Source organism: Mediterraneibacter catenae (assembly GCF_008691045.1).
Lineage (GTDB): Bacteria > Bacillota > Clostridia > Lachnospirales > Lachnospiraceae > Mediterraneibacter > Mediterraneibacter ornithocaccae.
The window spans coordinates 1-20,060 of record NZ_VMSO01000012.1 but is presented as its reverse complement, the minus strand read 5'-3'; the positions used below and the strand labels follow the sequence as shown (position 1 = coordinate 20,060).

The window sequence follows — 20,060 nt, the reverse complement described above, 5'->3', positions numbered from 1 at the left end:
TTTCCGTCGATTTACAAATTCTCAGTTCTTCCGAAAAAAGGCTTACTACACCAAATTCACACCATTTCCACACCACTTTCCATGCAACCTACGAGCCATTTAAGAAGAGTTTCAGCCTGCCCGATGGGTGTTTCTCACATGAGGGCAGGCTTGATTGACACTTACTTTCATTTGGATATGCTTCCGGCTCCTTGGTGACATAGTTCCATATATACAAAGGATAAACCCCACATCGATTATCAAGCATTTTGAGTAATGTTATCTTTCGCAGATGCTTCATAATACTGTTCCGTTAGCTCAGAATGTAAGAACGAATCATTCAACAACTTCAAAAACGCCAGTTTAGATTTTTTTGAATCTAATCTAATCTTCGCTCCATCATTACTATATTTGAACTTTCCGACAAGCGCTGGTGTCGTTTTAGTAAATTCAACAATAGTATCTTTTGTAATCCCTAACTTAAAAATAGCAGAGGATTTTTTTACTTTAGAAAGTTTACGTGCAAAAGATAAATCCTCAAGTGTATCTCTCAACACCTCAATATCATCAAGAATATCCAATTCTTCGATTGCCTCAACTGTCTCTATAGCCGTTTGCTGCATAAGAGCCGAAAAGCCCATATTGTGTTCCAACACTCTTAAATCAAACACAAATACTGTCTCGCCCAATCGCAAAAGTTGTACGTCATTATTTAAGCGGATAATATCTTCCCCCGGCAATCTTTCAAATCTTTCCTTGCTTTTAATAGCCCCCAACAAAAAGCTTTCTCGCTTTATCAAAGAAATAGGATAGTGCTTTTTAAACAATACAATACCCTTTTGCATCGAACCGAGATAAATTATGTAACCAAACAAATGACTCAGATCATCTGTCTCAAAATTGAAATGAGGCGATTTAATCGCTTCAACAATTTCAAACTGCCTAAATAATCCCAGTTCTTGTGGATAACTATCGTAATCATATTGATATATTACATTAGGAGACTCATCCGCTACAGAAAGATCCCGAATTACCATATCTTCATTAGAAATAATAGTCGTATTCAAAAATCCTTCAAACATATTCTGAATTTCCGGTGCAGTTTCTTCATCTTCTATGTCAGCCAAACGCATAACTAACTCATTATTTATCTTAAGTATCAAATATAATTGTGTATAATGTGGTTGTTCTAATACAGTAGACACTGCATTTTTTAATTCATCCGATGTCATTTATTATCTCCTTTGCTATCCAAACATATTTATCTATAGGAATCCATTTTATGGATGACTCCTTCAGCAGACGATTTTTTGATATTAAAATCACTCCATCAGGAGCATCAACTCCTTCTATTTCTGCTCGATATAGCCTATACCCCATGAGTGCAAGAGTAGGATTGCCACAATACAAATCCATTCGAATAAAAATAAAGCCAAATAATACTAACAGTACAACAAGAACAAACACATAACGAATCTTAGTCAAGTCGATACAAATCAGAGGAATTATATAGGTAGTGAGAAAAGTCAAATATTCATAATTTTCATTTTTAATAGATTTGATCTTGTATGGCGGATTTGAAACTCCTGCCCATCTTCGTTTCTCACCAGATGCAACAATCCATCCCAGAATTGCGAGTAACAAAGAAGAAAAAGCAAGCCAGTTTTTCTCCAACAACGGCATAATACCTATGAAGTGCGCATCTTTAGCGAAACTTATTGGTATATCAATAGTTAATAGAAAAATCAAAACAAACAAAAGCCATAACGACATAAAATAAAATCGGAGCTTTATACCTGTATCTTTTTCACGGATTTTCTGCCTGTTTTCCATATCACCGCCCCCCTGTTCAAGCTATGTCAAATCTGTCTTCAAGGATAACCTTTCTCAAAATCTCTATTAACAGTTTTACTTTCATGTTGTAATAATATAATAATTAGACATGAAAATAAACAGTAATTCTATTGTTAATTTTGCTGTTCCATTCAATAAAGTTTTACAGACTCTGATGGCACAAGGCTAAGCCCACATTCCACCAGTATTTACACACCAATATCAAGATTCTATAATATAATAGTCTCCCTGTACAGAATCACCTGTATATTCCAATAATCCAGTCCAATCTGTGAACTTGGTAATCATAAGCGTTTTGTCATGTATCTCTTTAGAGGCATTTATAAACCATACAAGATGAAACTTCCTAATTTCTAAGAATTTGTCCAAAGCATCTTTCCGAATAATCAATCCAGCTTTTTGTTTTGTCAAATCAGTATCAAAAGCTATAAGCACACCTGTCTTATCGTAATAATACCCATCATATTTCTTTTGCCTAAGATCCAATGTATTAATGATTTCTGCACATGGATGGGAATACGAAATGGCATCTTCTTTAGATGCATCATATTCTTCCTCCCATAATAAGTCTTGCGTAGTATTTAGCGCTTGCCCCAAGTCTATTGTTACTGGTTCTTCTTCTGTGTATATTTTTGTAACGGTCGGAATTTCAAAGTCTTCATCTAACTCCATTTCTGATTCAAACTCTGCTTCCTCATCTTCAGCTTCACCTAAGTACTTCTTCCACAATGCATCTATCCGAGAAAACCGTGGCTCTTCAATTGTTCTAGTAACCAATTTTGTTTCACCGGTTCTTAATTCAATATTTTTCCATTGCCATTTTAACACAGATTTGCTACCACTTGACCATGGATACTCTCTATTATATAGGGTATACGTTTCTGGAAGCCAATTGATATCACTATTACGTAGATCCACATTTTTTCCTGCATACTCTTTTAATATAGCCAATTGTTCATCCGTAACAAAATATCCATACAACCAATTCCAGACCAGTAGTTTGTCATATGCCAGATCATTTTTACCGGAATCGGCATATTTAGACAGAACAACCCATTGACTTCCTCTATCATCGGTTAATAATAAGTCGTCTTTCTGATGTCTAAAAAAAATCGGGCTAGAATTCGTCCATATATCTTCATCAAATGCAGAATCATCTTTAGCACAATTATTTTCTTGAACAGACTCTCTCATATGATCATTAATTTGCGGGAAATAAGGGGCATCATCACAAAATAAATTATGTTCATTCAGCGTTGGATCGAAATCTCTTACATAAGGTTCCCATGGGCCATCGTATGATACCATCTCTTCTTCCATTGAATACCGATTCCTCATAGGATAATAATCTGAGATTCGAGCTAAGATATTATACATAGCAATCCACTGATATTTCTTTCCAATACGTTCCACCTTTAACACACGGTGTCTGTCGTATGCGAAGCCATTCACAAATCTATCATAATCATCGAATAATTCTCCCTGATACCCCAGTTCATTAATGATATAATACATGGCATAATTGAATATTTTGTAGTCATCTACCTCAAAATTTCGTAACGCACTTTGGAAAACGTATCTTCCAAAATCCCCATACATACCGATTCCTTCGAATCGCATAGAATTCTGAATATAAAATAAGCCATTTTTAAAGTCTTTATCCGAATATTTTTGATCATCTATATCCGGAATCGGTATTGATTTATATGGTGGTTTTATTTTTTCAACTTCATAATTATGAAGTTCATCTGGATACTCCATCAAATACCGTTCTATGATAAGTCTTGCATAATCTCTCAACAAAATATCCGGATATACAGTATCCTTATTAAAGATGTCCTCAAACGCAAAACAAACCAACGACTTAAATATTACCTTATCTTCACAATTACGCTTTACGCAAGCTCCAAACGTAATCCCATAAAGTCTTTGAATCACATAAGGATCATTTACATCTGAAAACAATTTCAAAAGATACTCCGTATACTCAAAATGATCCCTTAAAATTTCAATCATAGCCTTGGACACTGTGTCTCGAAGCCAGCGATTCGAAGAAGTAAGTACCCACGAGAAGAGAATTAGTAATAGTCTGATTTGTTCTTTATCAGAAACCTCAAGAGCTTCGCCTTTATTATAAATTTCAATTAACTGAACAATACGCTCATCACCTGAACTTATTCCATTAATAAATGTTGTCCAAAGATAATCTCTTGTGGCAAGTGGATATCGCCTTAATACATCGTATAAGGCATCTGCATTCAATAGATGACCTTGTTTTACCGAATTGCTTATAAAGGCATTCCATAAAACAGACGGGGCTATAGAATACTCATTACAGAGTTCCAACAATTCTGAAACAGATAAATAGATTTTACTTCTCCACTCAAAAGATTCAATATATGCTCTAAATAAATCCCCCCTAGCCGATTCATCATTTATAGATTGTATAATATCTATACATTCTTTTCCGAACTTTTCAGCATACAAGGCACAAACATGTACAAACAGATCTTCGCTTCCCCAGTTTTTAAATTCTCCATCAACAATGCCCAACACATTTTCATAAACATATTTTCTAATTTCTTCTTCAGTCTGAAACATTGAAAAAATTGTCTTTGCCGAAAAATAGTCATTCATCTGATCAAACGAAAAATACACATAGTTTTTCCCATCGGCTTCATAGTCATGAAGAATATTTTCCCGTATGAGCTGCGTAATAAGTGGTCTGGCTGTCAATCCCAATGAGTTCCAAATTGGTATCGATTCAATCTCACTTTTTTCAAAATGGCGCTTGCCTGTAAGCAGAGTCTGTTTAGATATAGCTTCCACTATAGGCAGAACTATATTATCTGATTGATCGTAACCCGCTGCCTCAATTAGTTTTGCCTTCTCCATATAAAGCTTATCGTTTGCCTTTTCTAAAAGACGCTCATACAATGTTGGCAGTTCCACTTCATCGCCTTGATATGTTTTACAATACAGTGTTAAAAATAACGGATTGTCAATATTAGAAGTGAACATATGTAATGGAGTAAACTGTATTCCATAATGATCAAGGAATTGTTTTGCAGCCTCAAATGGATTGTTTCTGAATCCCCTATGCTCTATTTTCGTAACATTATCCAATTCAAGAAATCGTTCTGGAAGGATTGATTTCTGATATTCACTTCTAAACGAAACAGCCAAGCGGACATAGTTCTTATCACTTACTTTTTTGTGCAATACAGGCAAAACAAATTTCCACAATTGTGGTTTCCAGCTTTCATTTAATGCATCGATCAGGATTGGTACTATCTTTCCATTTGTTTCTCCAATTACTTCCAAAATATCGATAAGATCCTCAAAATCAAAATCCAATCTCAAATTATTCTTTAACTGTTCAAATATATTAATATCAGAAAGACAATCACTTCCAAGGATTAACAAAGCATCCTCGTTTGCATTAAGTAACGAAATCGCTTCGTTTGCAAACAGTTGTGTCTTGCCAATGCCTGCTTTTCCTTCAACTATCAGAATCTTATTATTAAGCAGATTCCGCTCAGTTTCAGATAATTCTAACCGATAAAACAAATTTCTAAGTTTATTTAATTTCCCCTCTTTTCTTTTTAATTCAGCCTCCTTATTTTTGTTGCTGCCTTTTATTTCTTCATACTCAAGTTGTACATCCGCAATTTTTGTTTCTATTTCGGTCAAATCCTGTTCGAATGCTGTAGAAATCATTCCTTTCCAGTTTTCAACATCATGAATGCAATCAAACTTCACATCCGGTATTGTGACAATAAATTCGGAAAGTTTACGAGCATATCTGTATAAATCATCAAGTTCCCATCGTAATGAAGCGATTTCTTCAATAAGCTTGCTTTTTTTATTATTGTAATAATCCAAGGCGCTCTGATCTTGCAAAAAAATAGATAGATTTCTTGCGGCCTCTGTATCTACATTAAAATCAGCATTAAAACGTTCCCCGAGAATTTTAACTGTTGTAGATGCCTTATTTACAAACCACTCACGTGAAATACCATGATCATCAAAGTAGTATTTCCCCAAAAACGGATATTTTCTAACAAGATCGAGTATGGTTGTATCTGTTATCGGCTGTAATTCAATACCAGCATCGTTTAACAATTTTTCAATGCTCATATAACTATCACAGGTAGTTGTAAGAGGCTTATTACAGAATAAATAAATACAGTCTAACTTTCCTTTATAATACTTAACTGCTTGTTGTGCTGACTCTTTGATTTGATCGTAATCAGCATTACCATCAAAAAATTTTGCTTGGTATCCAATATATCTGTTATTTACTTCATCCAATATAGGTTCTGATTCGATTCCTGGATTATTTGGATTACTATGAACATATTTGAACAGCTTATTTTGAGAAAGAAATTCATATGTAAATAATTGTCTGCTCAAATCTTCAAATTTATATCTGACTCCACGTGCATCATTGTTGTTCGTGATGAAGCGTTCCCACGTAATTTGTCCTGCTGCCATAGTTTACTTTCCTCTACATCTTAATGTACTCCAACCGTATCCCATTCATATAGTCTCTTGGTGCCATTACTTATCACCATACTCCACTTTACCTTCAGCAACCATCGGCAGATCTTCGAAGTTAGGATAATATTCCAGATAATTGATTTTTTCATTATCCCTATCCGTTGGCAATATAATATCTACACCATCAGATAAGATAAACTCTCTAAGTAAATTATCCACTTTAACATTCACCTTAGGCGGTATTATTTTTCTTCCTTCTATTGCCTCAAAATATTGCCTTGCTTTTGATTTATCAACCGTCTTTTTTAACTCATCAAAACGTCCAAATTCATTAATATTATTCACATTCAACTTTAGACTCATCATGTTTCGAAGCATAGTTTCATTTAAACCTAAAACAGACGAAATTCTATGAACTTGATCATTTTTTGCTTTTGCCAAATATTCTGTAATATAATCTCTAAAGGTTTTTCCTGCTTCTACCTGTACATCCCCTCGCTGTATATCGTGCAAGAAAATATCAGCATATTTTTGCTCCTCTTGTGAAAGCATGGCAAATGTTTTATGCAGTTCCGCCTCAGCTTGCTCGATCGACGCCTGTGTCGCGCCATCTAACTGCAGCAGTTTCATATACTTTTCAAAACGGGAATTCATATAGTCTGAATCGATTACTCCTGTATCAATTTCCGTAATATAACTCACAAGGTCATAAGGAACATCATCACTGCCACCTGATACGCCTTCTCCTGACGACAACTCCTTATAACGCAAAACCAAAACTAAATACAATCGCTCATCGAAAAGCATATCTATGACTTCGCCCGATTCCTCATCTTGATAGCTTGATACATCCCATCTAAAACCTTGAATTTTGGCAGCCTCTAAATGTTCATTTAATTCTTTTAGACACTTTGCAAATTTTCTACATACGGTAATGTCTTCCGGTAGTTTTTCAAAGTTATTGATACCTGCATTTGAAAACAGTGAAGATATTTCTTCAAAAATATCGTTCATAGCTTTCAAATTCTCAGGAAGATGCTGTGCAAATAATCCCCATGGCTTTTCGCCGGAATACAGCTTTACTGCTGCTTCAATGTTTTTCTCCATTGTATGTGGCCTGCGGTAATATTTGATGGTACCAAACGGCTTATCCGGACCAAACAAACGATTTGTACGAGAAAATGCCTGTATAATATTTTCATATTCAAGCATTTTATCCAGATAAAGAGTATTAACCCATTTTGAATCAAAACCGGTCAACATTTGATCTACCACAATAAGCAGATCTATTTGCTTGTCCGGTTCTCTCTCTATTCGTTCATAAGGTTTTTTGTGTGCCAGACGTGCTGCAATATCCTTTTTCATTTTCGCAAATGTAGGAATCGTGAAGCTTTGCCTGTAACGAGCATTATAATCTTCGATAATTTTAACCAACCCTTCTTCTTTATATACAGCACCACCATTATTATCAATATTCGGATCAAACAAAGCGGTTACCTTTAAATCAGAAATTGCATCTTTTATCACACAATAATAATTTATCGCTTCCGGAATACTGCTTGTTGCAAAAATTGCGTGAAATTTACCGTTATGACTGAGTGTTACCCAGTTTTCCAATATGTCTTTTACTACAGCATTAATATGTTCCTCTGTTCGATATTGAGAATTAGGAAGATAGTCCTCAATTCCTTTTACATATCCGCCAAGCTCGTCCTTATACCCTGCCATCGGCACTTTAACAGAATCCATATATTTATAATATACCTTACTCTTTTTGGGGTCTGCTATTGCCTCCTGCTCCGTTTCTGCTTTTGCCTTTTCTAAAGCAACTGCCTTCCGCACATCTTTATCCTTAAAAGTCATCACTTTATACGGATCAAAACCTAAAACATTTTTATCACGTATTCCATCCGCAATACTGTATCTATGAAGTTCGTTTCCAAATACTGTTGTTGTGGTATTCTTTTTCTTTTGATTTTCCTCGTGAATTGGTGTACCTGTAAAGCCAAAGAAAATTGCCTTTGGGAAGGTGTTTTTTATGGTGATCAGCATATCACCAAATGTAGATCGATGCGCCTCATCCACAATAAATACGATACGCTTTTGATTTATCTTTTCAATATCTTCTGCGTTCAGGCCACCGTCCTCATCTTTGATATTGCTCATCTTTTGAATAGAGGTTACGATCAGCGTATCTGCCGGATTACTGCTTTTTAATTTTGTAATAAGCACACCTGTATTTTCAGTTTCCTGAACGTCCTCATTTTCATTTGCAAATCCTCTATATTCCTTTAATGACTGTGTTCCCAGTTCTATTCTGTCCATTAAAAATACAACTTTGTCAGCATCTTTAGAGCTTGCAATCAACTGTGCCGATTTAAAACTTGTCATTGTTTTGCCCGAACCTGTCGTATGCCATACAAATCCGCCAAGCTGATTTTTTTCATCCCATTTAGTTTTCGCCACCTTATCAGAAATGGCACTTGCCGCATAATACTGGTAACTACGCATAACCTTTAATACTCCGTCAGAATCATCTGCAACAGTGTAAAAGCCTATCAACTGATGGGCCATAGGAATAGAAAGCATGGTAGAGACGATTTTATTCCACTGATTGATGGGCTCATTATTAAAATCTGCCCAATGGAAATAGTAGTCAGGATTAAACTCCCCCTCTATACCAGGGTTTGCAAAATATACAGTTTCTTCCGGTGTCATTGCAACAAAAATCTGTACTAATGAAAATAAGCCTGTAAAAACACCCTCATGAGAATATTTTTCTATTTGATGATATGCCTGACTGACAGGAATCCCGCTTTTTTTCAATTCAATATGTATTACCGGCATACCGTTAATTAAGAGCATTAAATCTCCACGGCGGTTATTTAATATTTTTGATTTAGTAGGAAACTTAGGCTGCTGTACAATTTGATAACAACTGTCACCGCCCGCTATTTCTCTGCGGTCATATATTTTAAGGCTTACCTCTTTCCCCAAGTGCAGTGTATCGTCCGTATTATCCCTTACAACAGACACACTTTTCCCGTTAATAAATCCGTTTAACTTCAAAGGAGTTTTTAAAGCCTCAATCTGCTCTATAATCTGCTGCATCTCGCTGTCAGTAAGAGGACAATTATTCAGTCTGTCAATGTCTTTGTTGTTTTCAAAAAGAATATTTGCCCAGTTTCTCAACAGATCTTGCTCGCTATAATTTTTCAGAACATTATCGCTCCAACCATTTTTAGACAACAAATTTATAACAGCCTGTTCAAAAGCTGCTTCTTTGTCAAAAGCCACTTAAATTCCCCCTTTTTTAAACAAACATTTTTTCAAGGCAAGATTTTTTTATATTTTTTAACTTCTTTAACTTACGTTGGTGAAGGGTGATGAGGTAATCGAGGTTGGAAAAATACTTTCCAATTTTTACTTGCTCATTTTTACACGGTATCTTCAAATCAAGGTTTTCCAATACGGATTGGCTTATATTTTTATTCGCACTATTGGTTGCCTGTGACATGATTTGACTTCTAATAGAATCTATGCAAAAAATAAATCTCTTGAAATTTTTATCCAATCCATATTCATCCCGAAATCTAATAATAAATCCAGAATATGTTGTATTTTCAAGGTTTATTGGAACTAGGGCAGCCTCTCCAACCCCCTCTAATTTTACAGATGACCTTACAAATAAAACATCTCCTTCAAGTAAATTGTAATCTTTTAATTGTGCTTCCGATGCCATTGCCAACCCTAAATCATTGACATTGATCACATTATTTCCAAATATATTTTGTAAATTAACAAACGGAAATCCAACGCCCATTGCTTCCTGCGAAAAGTTCATTCCATTCTTTAATGTACCCAGTTTTCCTAACTTACGCTGTTCCCAAGCGTCAGTAAATCCTTCAAATCTGATTTCCGGATACAAAGAACCATTTTTCGGAAACATCTTTTCCAACATTGCCTGTTTCACATTGATCAATTTGTCATACTTACGCTGGTGAAGGGTGATGAGGTGGTCGATTCTCTTGAACAAAGAGCTTATTTTATTCTGTTCTTCTACTGTTGGAAGCAGCAATGTAGCACCAAAATATCCTTCTGTTGTCATTCCTGTTAATGCAGTTTGTGTTGAAACACTCATAAGATATTTTCTTACTTCTGGATGATAGTTTAATTCTAATGTGGCAAAATGAGAATTAACGTTGTTTTGATTTACTTTAACCCTCCTTGTGTGCCACGCAAATGCACTACCCGCGCCGTTTTTCCCCACACAGACAGTTCGTGCAATTCCCTCAGGAACTAGTGATGATTCTCCATAAACCAAGTCATTTTCTTCAAGCAAAAACTTACTATCACTCACAGGACCTAATTTATAAATTTCGCCATCAAAAATATCGTTATCATAAATGTTTCCTACTCCTATGACATTGGTTCCCGATCCATAATCCTCTTTACTTATATATATTCCCGCGTTATGCTTAACAACCAATTCACCGACCTTACGCTGTTCCCAAGCATCATTGTATCCTTTAAATCTAACTTGAGGTGTTTTTTTGTTTTGTTCCATATCATTCACCTCCAAGCAGTTTTTTTAATTCATTTAGACCTAACATATCAAATTTGTTACCGCAAAGCTCATCTATCATTGAACACAGTGATTTTTCTGTTTCTGCTATTTCTGTTTCCACTTGTTCAAAGGTTGTTTCATACTTTTTAGCAAGGCAGTCTATTTTAGAAACCAGGTCATTTACAATATTATCCGGCAATTTCATAATACTTTCAATGAGTGGAACACTCCATTTTTCTTTTAAAAGCTCTATCGCTTGGTCGTCTGTAAGACTTTCAATCGTTTCTTTCGTTTTGCTTTCTAACTCTGCAGAGAGCTTTTTAATTTCTGCTTTCAATGCTTTTTCTTCTGCAATAATAGTATTTGCAGCACGCAGTTTTTCCATTGTTTCAGAATCAATGCTGTCAGATTTTAATGCCTTTTTCAGCTCTGTGGCAACAAAACTGTCTTTTGCATCGTTTATAAAATCTGCTTCTTTTTCCTCTTCGGTTAAAGAATCAATAAGTGCTTCATATTCGGATCCAATCTCAGATAATCGGTTTTCTTTATCTTTCAATACATTTTTAGTGTCAATCAGTAAAACGTTCTGAACAAGATCAAACGGTAAAATATGGCCGATCCAACCATCCTGCACTTCCTCATCCTTCCCCTTTTTCTTTTTAAGAACCATATTGGGATCAACTTTTTTTACCGCTTCAAAACCTTCCGTTTGAATCATTTCCAGATCAACTGCAATTTTATTCCAGCCATCATCAAGGAGTTGATATGCTTCGTATTTATCAATCAATTGAATATTTGATAATCTGGAAAAAATATCATCAGCTAAAATCTGCTCTGTTCGAGAAATATTTAGTGTCTCCATATTCTCAATAAGTTGATGATATAAATAATCTTCAATGCCATTAAACACGTTGGTATATTGATTTTTGAATGCCGAGACATCACTATGCTGTTTAATAGCCGTCTTCACGTCATCAGTGGTAAGCTTACAATAGTCAGAAGATGTCTGCTCAAATAATGCTTCTTTTAGATTGGGAAATGCTCTCCAGTATTCTCTCATCTCGTCTAATTCAGACATAGAAATGCCACCAAACATTGAGGCATAGATGTCCCAGTGCTCTGCTTTTTCTGATGAGTCTACATATCTCGGAATATTCAGGCTATAGTCATTTTGTCTGATTTCTTCTTTACTTACAACTTTTGAAAAATGCGCTACACTCTCTCGATTTGCCACCACATCTACAATCTTTTTAATATCACAGGCTCGAAGCTTATTGTTCTTCCCTTCTTTCACAAATCCCTTTGAAGCATCAATAATTAAAACATCATTGTCAGGACGTTTTTGTTTTAATACCATAATAATGGTTGGAATACCGGTGCCATAAAAAATATTTGCAGGTAGACCGATAATGGCATCAATTTTATCTTTTTCGATCAAGTTTCTGCGAATTTCTCCCTCATCACCGCCTCTGAATAACACACCATGCGGAAGAACAATTGTCATAATTCCGTCGTTTTTAACATGATAAAGATCATGCAGTAAAAATGCATAATCTGCTTTCCCTTTAGGCGCAAGTCCATAATCAGCATAACGAGGGTCGGTTTCTTTGTCTGCCGGATTCCAGTTTTGCGAATATGGTGGATTTGATACGACTGCATCTACCGGCAATAAATTGTATGTTCCAACTGGATCGCTGTCCTCGAAAAATGGCCAATCATCTTCTAATGTATCGGCATTCCTTGTAACGATATTATCCGGCAAAATATTACGCATAACTAAATTCATACGCGTTAAGTTATATGTATTTTGTTTTAATTCCTGAGCGTAATATTTGATGTTGTTTTCATTTTCCATAAATTTAGCTACACTCTTACCGATATTGATAAGCAGCGAACCAGAACCACTTGTCGGATCATATATTTTAATTTCGGTTCTGCCTTTCAGATGATTTGCCACAATTTCAGACATAAGCAGGGATACCTCATGTGGTGTGTAAAACTCTCCCGCTTTTTTCCCTGCGTTTGCAGCAAACATATTGATCAGGTATTCATATATAAAGCCCAAAACATCATAGTCCTGCCTGCCATCCATAGGAATATCTTTAATAAGCTGTATTAAATCGCTAATAGCTTTTGACTGTGAAGCAGCACTATCTCCAAGCTTGGAAAGGCCTGTCTGAAGAGTGTCAAAAATACCTTCAAACACTTTCTTGTGGGTTGAGTTAATCAGACGGTTGAACGCTGACAGTGCATCTCTTACATCCTGTACGCTGAAATCGTTTCCTTTTTCAATCCATGTAGAAAACAAATGCTCATACGAAATAAAGTAACCTATATTTTTCTGGACACTTCCTACTGTTTCATCGTCATCCTCTGTAAGTTCCGGGAGATACTCTTCTGTCCAGTCGTTCTCTTTGAGATATTTCACTTCTTTTTCAGAAAGAAATTTGTAAAAAATGAACCCCAAAATATAGTCTTTATATTCATTTGCCTCGATTTTAGAGCGCATTTTATTGGCTGACTCCCAAATTTTCGCAGCTAATTGTTGTTTGTTCATATTCTTTTGTCTCCTTATATCATTTTCCGTGCAGTTCAAAGTAAGCTATTCTTAATTTTTACGCTTAGCACTCTTATCGTCACAAACAATTTTATATTTTGATAATGCTCTTTTACTTTTCAAAAATCCATTCAGCTCGCTTTCCCTACATTGTTCAACATATAATTTATTACAAGCATTACAATAATACACTGTATCTTTTATATGCTTACCAAGATCTATTGTTCTTATTTCCATTTTCTTATGATGGACTGGACATATATTGTTATTATGAGGTAGTACATAGATTAAATTAGCCTTTTCCGTCACATCAACTGCCTTCTGATCATGTAACGATTTTCGGGGAATATTCACACTGTATCCTTCATATCCTTCTTGTTTCCAATTCATAATCTTTACATTATCTTTTAATGGGATCCCTCCGTATTGTCTTGAAATTTTTATATAATCCTCTTTTTGCAGATATATCGTTCCACATTTGTTACATTTTTTTGCCAGAAAATTATATATTCGATCCGCACTTCGTGACACAGTCAAAATTCCTTCTCCACATACAGGGCAGATATTACTATCCTCATATTGCTGTTCTTGTATTACCTTTTCTGAACCATATTTTATATTCTTATACTGAACTTTTGTTGTTTTTTCATCCTTTTTAATATTACTACCATTACAAAATGTATCCGATAATAATTTTTGAAAACTATAAGTAATCCGATTTCTTTTAACCAGAAAAGCATCATCTCTTGCTTTAGAAGCACCGGAAAATAAATAGAAGGTTTTCTTGTTTGGTTGTACTCCGATAGTTATAGCTGATTTATTTTTTATCTGGATATATTCATCATATTTCAACACTACAATTTCACTATTCTGAAGATTCGTTTTTAAACATAACAAATATATAAAAACAGGCTTTCCATCATTATAATATCTTCTCAGCCTATTCTTATCATCATCAGTAAAGTTGAATACCCAACTGTTGTATGCACTATATGTATCTTTTTTGCATGATGCATATTTAAAATAAATAATATATTCAGCATCCGATTCTTTCGTTTCTATATTATACACCTGCTTTGATTCTTCATTAACAATTAACTTTGGAGAAACATCTGGATTCTTCTCCAAAATAGCTGTTAAAATAGCGCCGTAATAAAAATACCATTGCTTTAGTTTTCCCATCTTTCATTTCTCCTCATAAATACTTTCCCCATTCATTATGTAATGCCATTTCGTCCAACCGTTTTGTAAAACACGAAGTTCCTCTGATAATTCGATTAATAATATCCCCAAAAAGGACGCCCTTCTCAAAAGTAATTTTATCGGTAATATATTACTCTAACATATCCACTATCAATTTACAGGATATTTCAAACACAATTCTTCATTAATTTTTATTATAATAACAGCCATAATTTTAAGCAAACACATATAATCTTGTTCTTGTTGATGTACATCAATTGGATAAGTACTATGTATGTATCTATTTCTCAAATCCTTTCCATTACTATATTCAGATTTATTAAGCATAAAATTCAAATAATTCTGTTCCGGAATACTAAACAAAGTATTCCCATATCGTAAATCACCAGTTAAAACAAGCTTCTCTATTTCCGCTTTATCTCTATAGTAAGTCGGACATACAACATCATGATCATATAAATCTTGAAGTAATCTTACACGCGAGTCTATACTATGTAACATACCACTTGTATCTATATGAATAGTTCCACGCTTCTCCAACCATCTAATATCATTAATTTCCCATTCTGGATAATCTGAAATTTTCACTTCACAAGATGATAGTACTTCAAAAAAATTTTTAAACGATCTTTTGATGTTGGGAAGATAATGTAACATACTTTGATCAGAAAATAGCAAAAATTGTTCCCTTTCTATCTCTGCGCTATTGGCATATACATATTTGTTATTTATCATTGATGGTAATGTATCAAATGTCACCGGATTAGAAGACATTTCTAATAATTCCCGATCAATGGAACCATATTGAACAAATAAATTATACTGTTTTAGAATGCCATCCATCTCAGATGGAAGATTGCGACATTTTTCTAAAAAAGATTGCTCATACGATGGCGGATTGAAGATAAATCCATGGACACCAAATTCATCTTTTAAATATTCAGTAAAAAACCATTTATATATATCTTCAATATGAATATTAAAGCCTGAAATGAACGCTGTATACCCCTTCATTTCAATAGAAGATTTCATGTCTGATATACGAAATGCAGTTCCAATTTCATATTCTTTTATTCCTTTTACGCCTAACGTCTTTTCAAAAATACCAAGCTGCGACCGGACAGAAGGAAAAGTACACCGAAAATGGAGATCCGTATATTCAAACAAATATACAAAATTATTTAGAAGTGTTGGATAATCCTGATTATTTCGAATCCAACTTGCGTCATATGTTAATTGATATTGATTTGATTTAGAGACCTCCATTGAGATTAATTGATCAGAATCTCTAAACATCACTCCGATCCCATAACTTATCCCAACACCATTAGCCACACGCTCCTGCAAATAAGTTTCTGCTGCCCTCTTAGCTTTTAACCTTAATTTGTCACTGATGGGACACTCTGCACTACTTTGTGATGAAGCTAACAATTGCAACATTCCTATATGCGGATATTCAGAATCTATATATTTATCCAGAATCGCCTCAAACTCAGCAGGTTTTAATGAAGGCGGAATATAACAATTAGTTTCTGAAATTTGAGTCTTCTTTTCCAAAAATTTTTCAATAATTATTTCTGCTGTCTGATCAGATTTGCGCATACACTCTGCTAAAATAGTATCATAGTACCGTGTAATGTCTTTATATTTTAAGATATTATATAATGTAGTTTCTGGATCATTAATTAAAGTTTTAAAGGTGCCGCTAGAAACATTCTCATAAACCTTAAATTTATCAAATAGCTCCCAAAAATCATCTATATAAATTACGCTGACAACATGATATTGCTTTAAAAATGACGTATCACTAATTCCTCTAAAATAACGTGCAACTACAGGTATAAGTTGCTTTACCTTTATATTATACGGTTGTGTATATTCAGCTTTAATGCTTTTTGATGTAAATATCTTATATATATTATACAGTTCAATTATTTGATTAACATTCGTATACTTAATGTCTTTTTCAAATTGTTCTAAAATCTTTCTTGCTTTATCAAAATTATAGCTTAAGCTCATGTCAAAATCGCTATAAAATTTCACACCATCATATTCTACTCTCATCTAACTCCCCTTTATTTCTTTGTTTATTACGAATTGTCGCTTCATCTTTTTCCTTATCATGCAACTTCTTATTGTTGATTTTAGATCAACTCATTATAGTCTCCCAGAAATTAAAACTTGCTCTATTAATTACAGAATTCACTTTTATCTCAATTTTATCAAATCTAAATATTTTTCGCTATCTCCTATTTTCCTTTACCACCTTATCTTCCACAGTCCTTTTTACGCTCACGTCAAGAAGTGAGTGCATTTTTTATATAGTAGGCCCTTACCTTGCATAACAATAGCCGCTTTTTTATTAAGATAATTTCCACTCCCTCCCCTTCAACTCCGTATATTTCTCTTTACTCCCATATGCTTTTTCCACCGGGTATTTTCCCTCATTCTTCTTTATTTTCTCCAGTACAATTTCATCCATATCAAGTCCGCACTCATCCGCCATCAAAACACAGTAATTCAATACATCTGCCAGTTCTTCCCTGATCTTATCCTTTTTATCTTCACACTGGACATCTTCCGCGCTCCACTGAAAGACTTCCAGAAGCTCCGCTGCCTCCAGACAAATGGATATAGCCAGATCTTTTGGATTATGGAACTTTCTCCAGTTTCTGTCGTCCCTGAATTTTAATACTTGCTCAATTGTCTCCTGCTTCATGATTATCTCCCTTTTTCTTTATAGACCGAATATTATACTTTCTCTTAAAGTATAGCATAAAAAAGCCCGGCACTTTCGTACCGGACCCTCTTATTCTTTATGCCCTTTCGGGAAAGATCATCCCTCGATCGCAATGGTCTTTTTCGTCTCAACGGCTTTTGCATCTTTCTTCGGAATGCTCAGTCTCAGGATACCATCCTCGAATTTAGCCTTCACATCTTCCTCTGTTACAGCGTCGCCTACATAGAAGCTTCTCTGCATTGCTCCTGCATAACGCTCCCTGCGGATGTATTTGCCCTGCTTATCCTGCTCATCTTTATCGAGACCTTTCGCAGCGGAAATGGTCAGATAACCATTCTCAAGCTCCACCTTGATCTCATCTTTCTTAAATCCCGGAAGATCTACATCCAGCTCATATCCTCTGTCATACTCACGGATATCTGTCTTCATCACTCTATTGGCATTCTTGCCGTACAACGGATTCTTCTTTCCCCAGAAGTCTCTGTCAAATGGGAAATCCATCCAGTCATCATCAAATAAATTGTCTCCAAAAATACTAGGCATCAACATAAGTCATTTCTCCTTTCATTTATATGAATCTCTGAAATAATCTATGGACTGCTTACACAGTCTTATCAGCACCCTCGATGTTATCTTGGATGTTGGTTTCAGGGAACCCGGATTCGGAACCTAATAGAAACTCATTGCCAGATCTTATTGTTCCTCTTCTTTTGTTCTAGTTGTACTATAGCACTTGTTGTTAGCACTGTCAATAGTCGAGTGCTATTTTTTTAAAATTTTTAGAATGCCTGAAAAAAGCTTGATTTTATGGGCTTTCTGAGCATTTACAACTTTTTAATTTGCTTCAAAAATGACTTACTACACCATTTTTACACCATTTCCGCGAAAACTACGAGCCATGCAGAGACGAAATCGCGTTGCCTTTTGGGAGCTTGTTCACATAAAGGCACGCTCGGTTTTGGACCTATACGTCGACAGCCGCGACCGAATGAACGTAGTTCATGAGGTGCATGACGGACTGCATTACATGACCCGAACTTCATCCAGTTTGGCAATCTCCCGGACAATCCTTTCCTGATCCGTAACGTGATTGTAAACATCCATAGTCGCACTGATGTTGGCATGTCCCATCACATACTGAACCACCTTGATATCCAGATTTGTCTCCGCCATACGGGTGCATGCGGTATGCCTCAAGATGTGAGCGGAAATATGAGGCATCTCTTCCGGCTTCCGTCTTTCCCTCTTTGCCCGCTCCCTTTCTTCCTGATTGTATGTCTTTACAATATCCAGCAGTATAAAATTGACGGAGCTTTGAAAACAGGGCCTCGCCCTAACAAGTAAAAAGCCCGGCACTTTCGTACCGGACCCTCTTATGCTTTATGCCCTTTCAGGAAAGATCATCCCTCAATCGCGATGGTCTTTTTCGTCTCAACGGCTTTTGCATCTTTCTTCGGAATGCTCAGCCTCAGGATACCATCCTCGAATTTAGCCTTCACATCTTCCTCTGTTACAGCATCGCCTACATAGAAGCTTCTCTGCATTGCTCCTGCATAACGCTCCCTGCGGATGTATTTGCCCTGCTTATTCTGCTCGTCTTTATCCAGACCTTTTGCAGCAGAGATCGTCAGGTAACCATTGTCGAGATCGATCGTGATCTCATCTTTCTTGAATCCCGGAAGATCGATATCCAGTTCATATCCTCCATCATGCTCCTTAATATCTGTCTTCATAATGTTCTTTGCATTTTTACCATACAGCGGATTCTTTCTTCCCCAGAAGTCTCTCTCAAACGGAAAATCCATCCAGTCATCATCAAATAAGTTTTCTCCAAAAATACTCGGCATTAACATAAGTCATTTCTCCTTTCATAATTGAAACATCAGAAACATATTTTTATGAGCCGCTTTGGTCGGCTGCCATCAGCACTCTTGAAGTTGTCTCAAGTGTCGCAAGCTAGTGGAACTGAGGATTTGAAACTCTTTCCGGAACCTATCAGGTTTCCTGCTTACCGGTTCCTTTTGTTCCTCCTCCTTTGTTCTAGTTGTACTATAGCACTTGTTGTTAGCACTGTCAAGTGTTGAGTGCTAATTTTTATTTTTTTGGAGTTTATACCCTTTTATCATTTCATTTTCACTTGGGAGGCCAGATACTTGACTCCCGCCCCCAGTCCCATTCCCAACAAGGAAATCCCTGCGCCAATCGGTATCATTACAAATTCCGGAACATTTAACTTACTAAATGAAATCATATTTGCTGCACTGAAAGTTCCATACTCAGCAAGCATATACATAACTCCAAAACCAGCCGCAATGAACCACTTCTTATGTCCCCAATAATTATTTATACCGATTATCAGGGAAACAATAAATGTAGTGACAGGCATCAATATCCACAGATACATAATGCTGTATCCCAAGGCGTCTGAACCGCTGTCAAACATCCAGAATGAAAGAAGTGAAAGCGTCCATATCCCCAGATACACGACAATTAGAATTATCGCAGACAACTTGTTTCTGCTTCTTACAGTATTTGTACTTTCTTCAAGATAATTCAGATAATCTGACACCGGCCTTTCCTCCTTAAGAAGATGGTCAAGACTGATGTTATATAAATCGCTCATTTTTACGACACTTACAATATCGGGATATGTTTTT

The 20,060-nt window shown here is 35.6% G+C and carries 13 protein-coding genes; all 13 read right to left on the bottom strand.

Annotated elements, in window-relative coordinates; genetic code table 11:
* Positions 1-239: 239 nt before the first annotated feature.
* Positions 240-1,211: an anti-phage protein KwaB gene (gene kwaB, locus FNY66_RS09980; protein ID WP_150311051.1), complete on the bottom strand. Its 972-nt coding sequence runs from the start codon at positions 1,209-1,211 to the stop codon at positions 240-242.
* Positions 1,198-1,812, bottom strand: a complete 615-nt coding sequence (kwaA, locus tag FNY66_RS09975) for an anti-phage protein KwaA (protein ID WP_150311050.1) — start codon at positions 1,810-1,812, stop codon at positions 1,198-1,200. Before kwaA ends, kwaB begins: the two co-directional genes overlap by 14 nt.
* 222 nt (positions 1,813-2,034) lie before the next feature.
* On the bottom strand, positions 2,035-6,330 hold the full coding sequence (locus FNY66_RS09970) for an NACHT domain-containing protein (protein ID WP_150311049.1): 4,296 nt from the start codon (positions 6,328-6,330) through the stop codon (positions 2,035-2,037).
* A gap of 66 nt (positions 6,331-6,396) precedes the next feature.
* The gene (locus FNY66_RS09965; RefSeq protein ID WP_150311048.1) at positions 6,397-9,633 is read right to left on the bottom strand and encodes a type I restriction endonuclease subunit R; all 3,237 of its coding nucleotides are present in this window, start codon (positions 9,631-9,633) and stop codon (positions 6,397-6,399) included.
* Positions 9,634-9,649: 16 nt separating this feature from the next.
* Positions 9,650-10,903, bottom strand: coding sequence for a restriction endonuclease subunit S (locus FNY66_RS09960; RefSeq protein ID WP_150311047.1), 1,254 nt, complete (start codon positions 10,901-10,903; stop codon positions 9,650-9,652).
* Position 10,904: 1 nt separating this feature from the next.
* Positions 10,905-13,460 (bottom strand): type I restriction-modification system subunit M, encoded by a 2,556-nt coding sequence (locus tag FNY66_RS09955; RefSeq protein WP_150311046.1) that lies wholly within the window; start codon positions 13,458-13,460, stop codon positions 10,905-10,907.
* A 51-nt stretch (positions 13,461-13,511) separates the two neighbouring features.
* Positions 13,512-14,642: a hypothetical protein gene (locus FNY66_RS09950; RefSeq protein ID WP_150311045.1), complete on the bottom strand. Its 1,131-nt coding sequence runs from the start codon at positions 14,640-14,642 to the stop codon at positions 13,512-13,514.
* A gap of 171 nt (positions 14,643-14,813) precedes the next feature.
* Positions 14,814-16,727 (bottom strand): hypothetical protein, encoded by a 1,914-nt coding sequence (locus FNY66_RS09945; RefSeq protein WP_150311044.1) that lies wholly within the window; start codon positions 16,725-16,727, stop codon positions 14,814-14,816.
* 298 nt (positions 16,728-17,025) lie between these two features.
* Positions 17,026-17,382, bottom strand: coding sequence for a nucleotide pyrophosphohydrolase (locus FNY66_RS09940; RefSeq protein ID WP_150311043.1), 357 nt, complete (start codon positions 17,380-17,382; stop codon positions 17,026-17,028).
* Positions 17,383-17,499: 117 nt separating this feature from the next.
* Positions 17,500-17,952, bottom strand: coding sequence for an Hsp20/alpha crystallin family protein (locus FNY66_RS09935; protein ID WP_150311042.1), 453 nt, complete (start codon positions 17,950-17,952; stop codon positions 17,500-17,502).
* 474 nt (positions 17,953-18,426) lie between these two features.
* Positions 18,427-18,759, bottom strand: coding sequence for a tyrosine-type recombinase/integrase (locus FNY66_RS15940; RefSeq protein WP_267872933.1), 333 nt, complete (start codon positions 18,757-18,759; stop codon positions 18,427-18,429).
* A gap of 44 nt (positions 18,760-18,803) precedes the next feature.
* A complete protein-coding gene (locus FNY66_RS09925) occupies positions 18,804-19,256 on the bottom strand; it encodes an Hsp20/alpha crystallin family protein (protein ID WP_150311040.1) in 453 nt (150 codons plus the stop codon).
* 269 nt (positions 19,257-19,525) lie between these two features.
* On the bottom strand, positions 19,526-20,060 hold a 535-nt coding region (locus tag FNY66_RS09920; protein ID WP_229409491.1), incomplete at its 5' end, for a transcriptional regulator.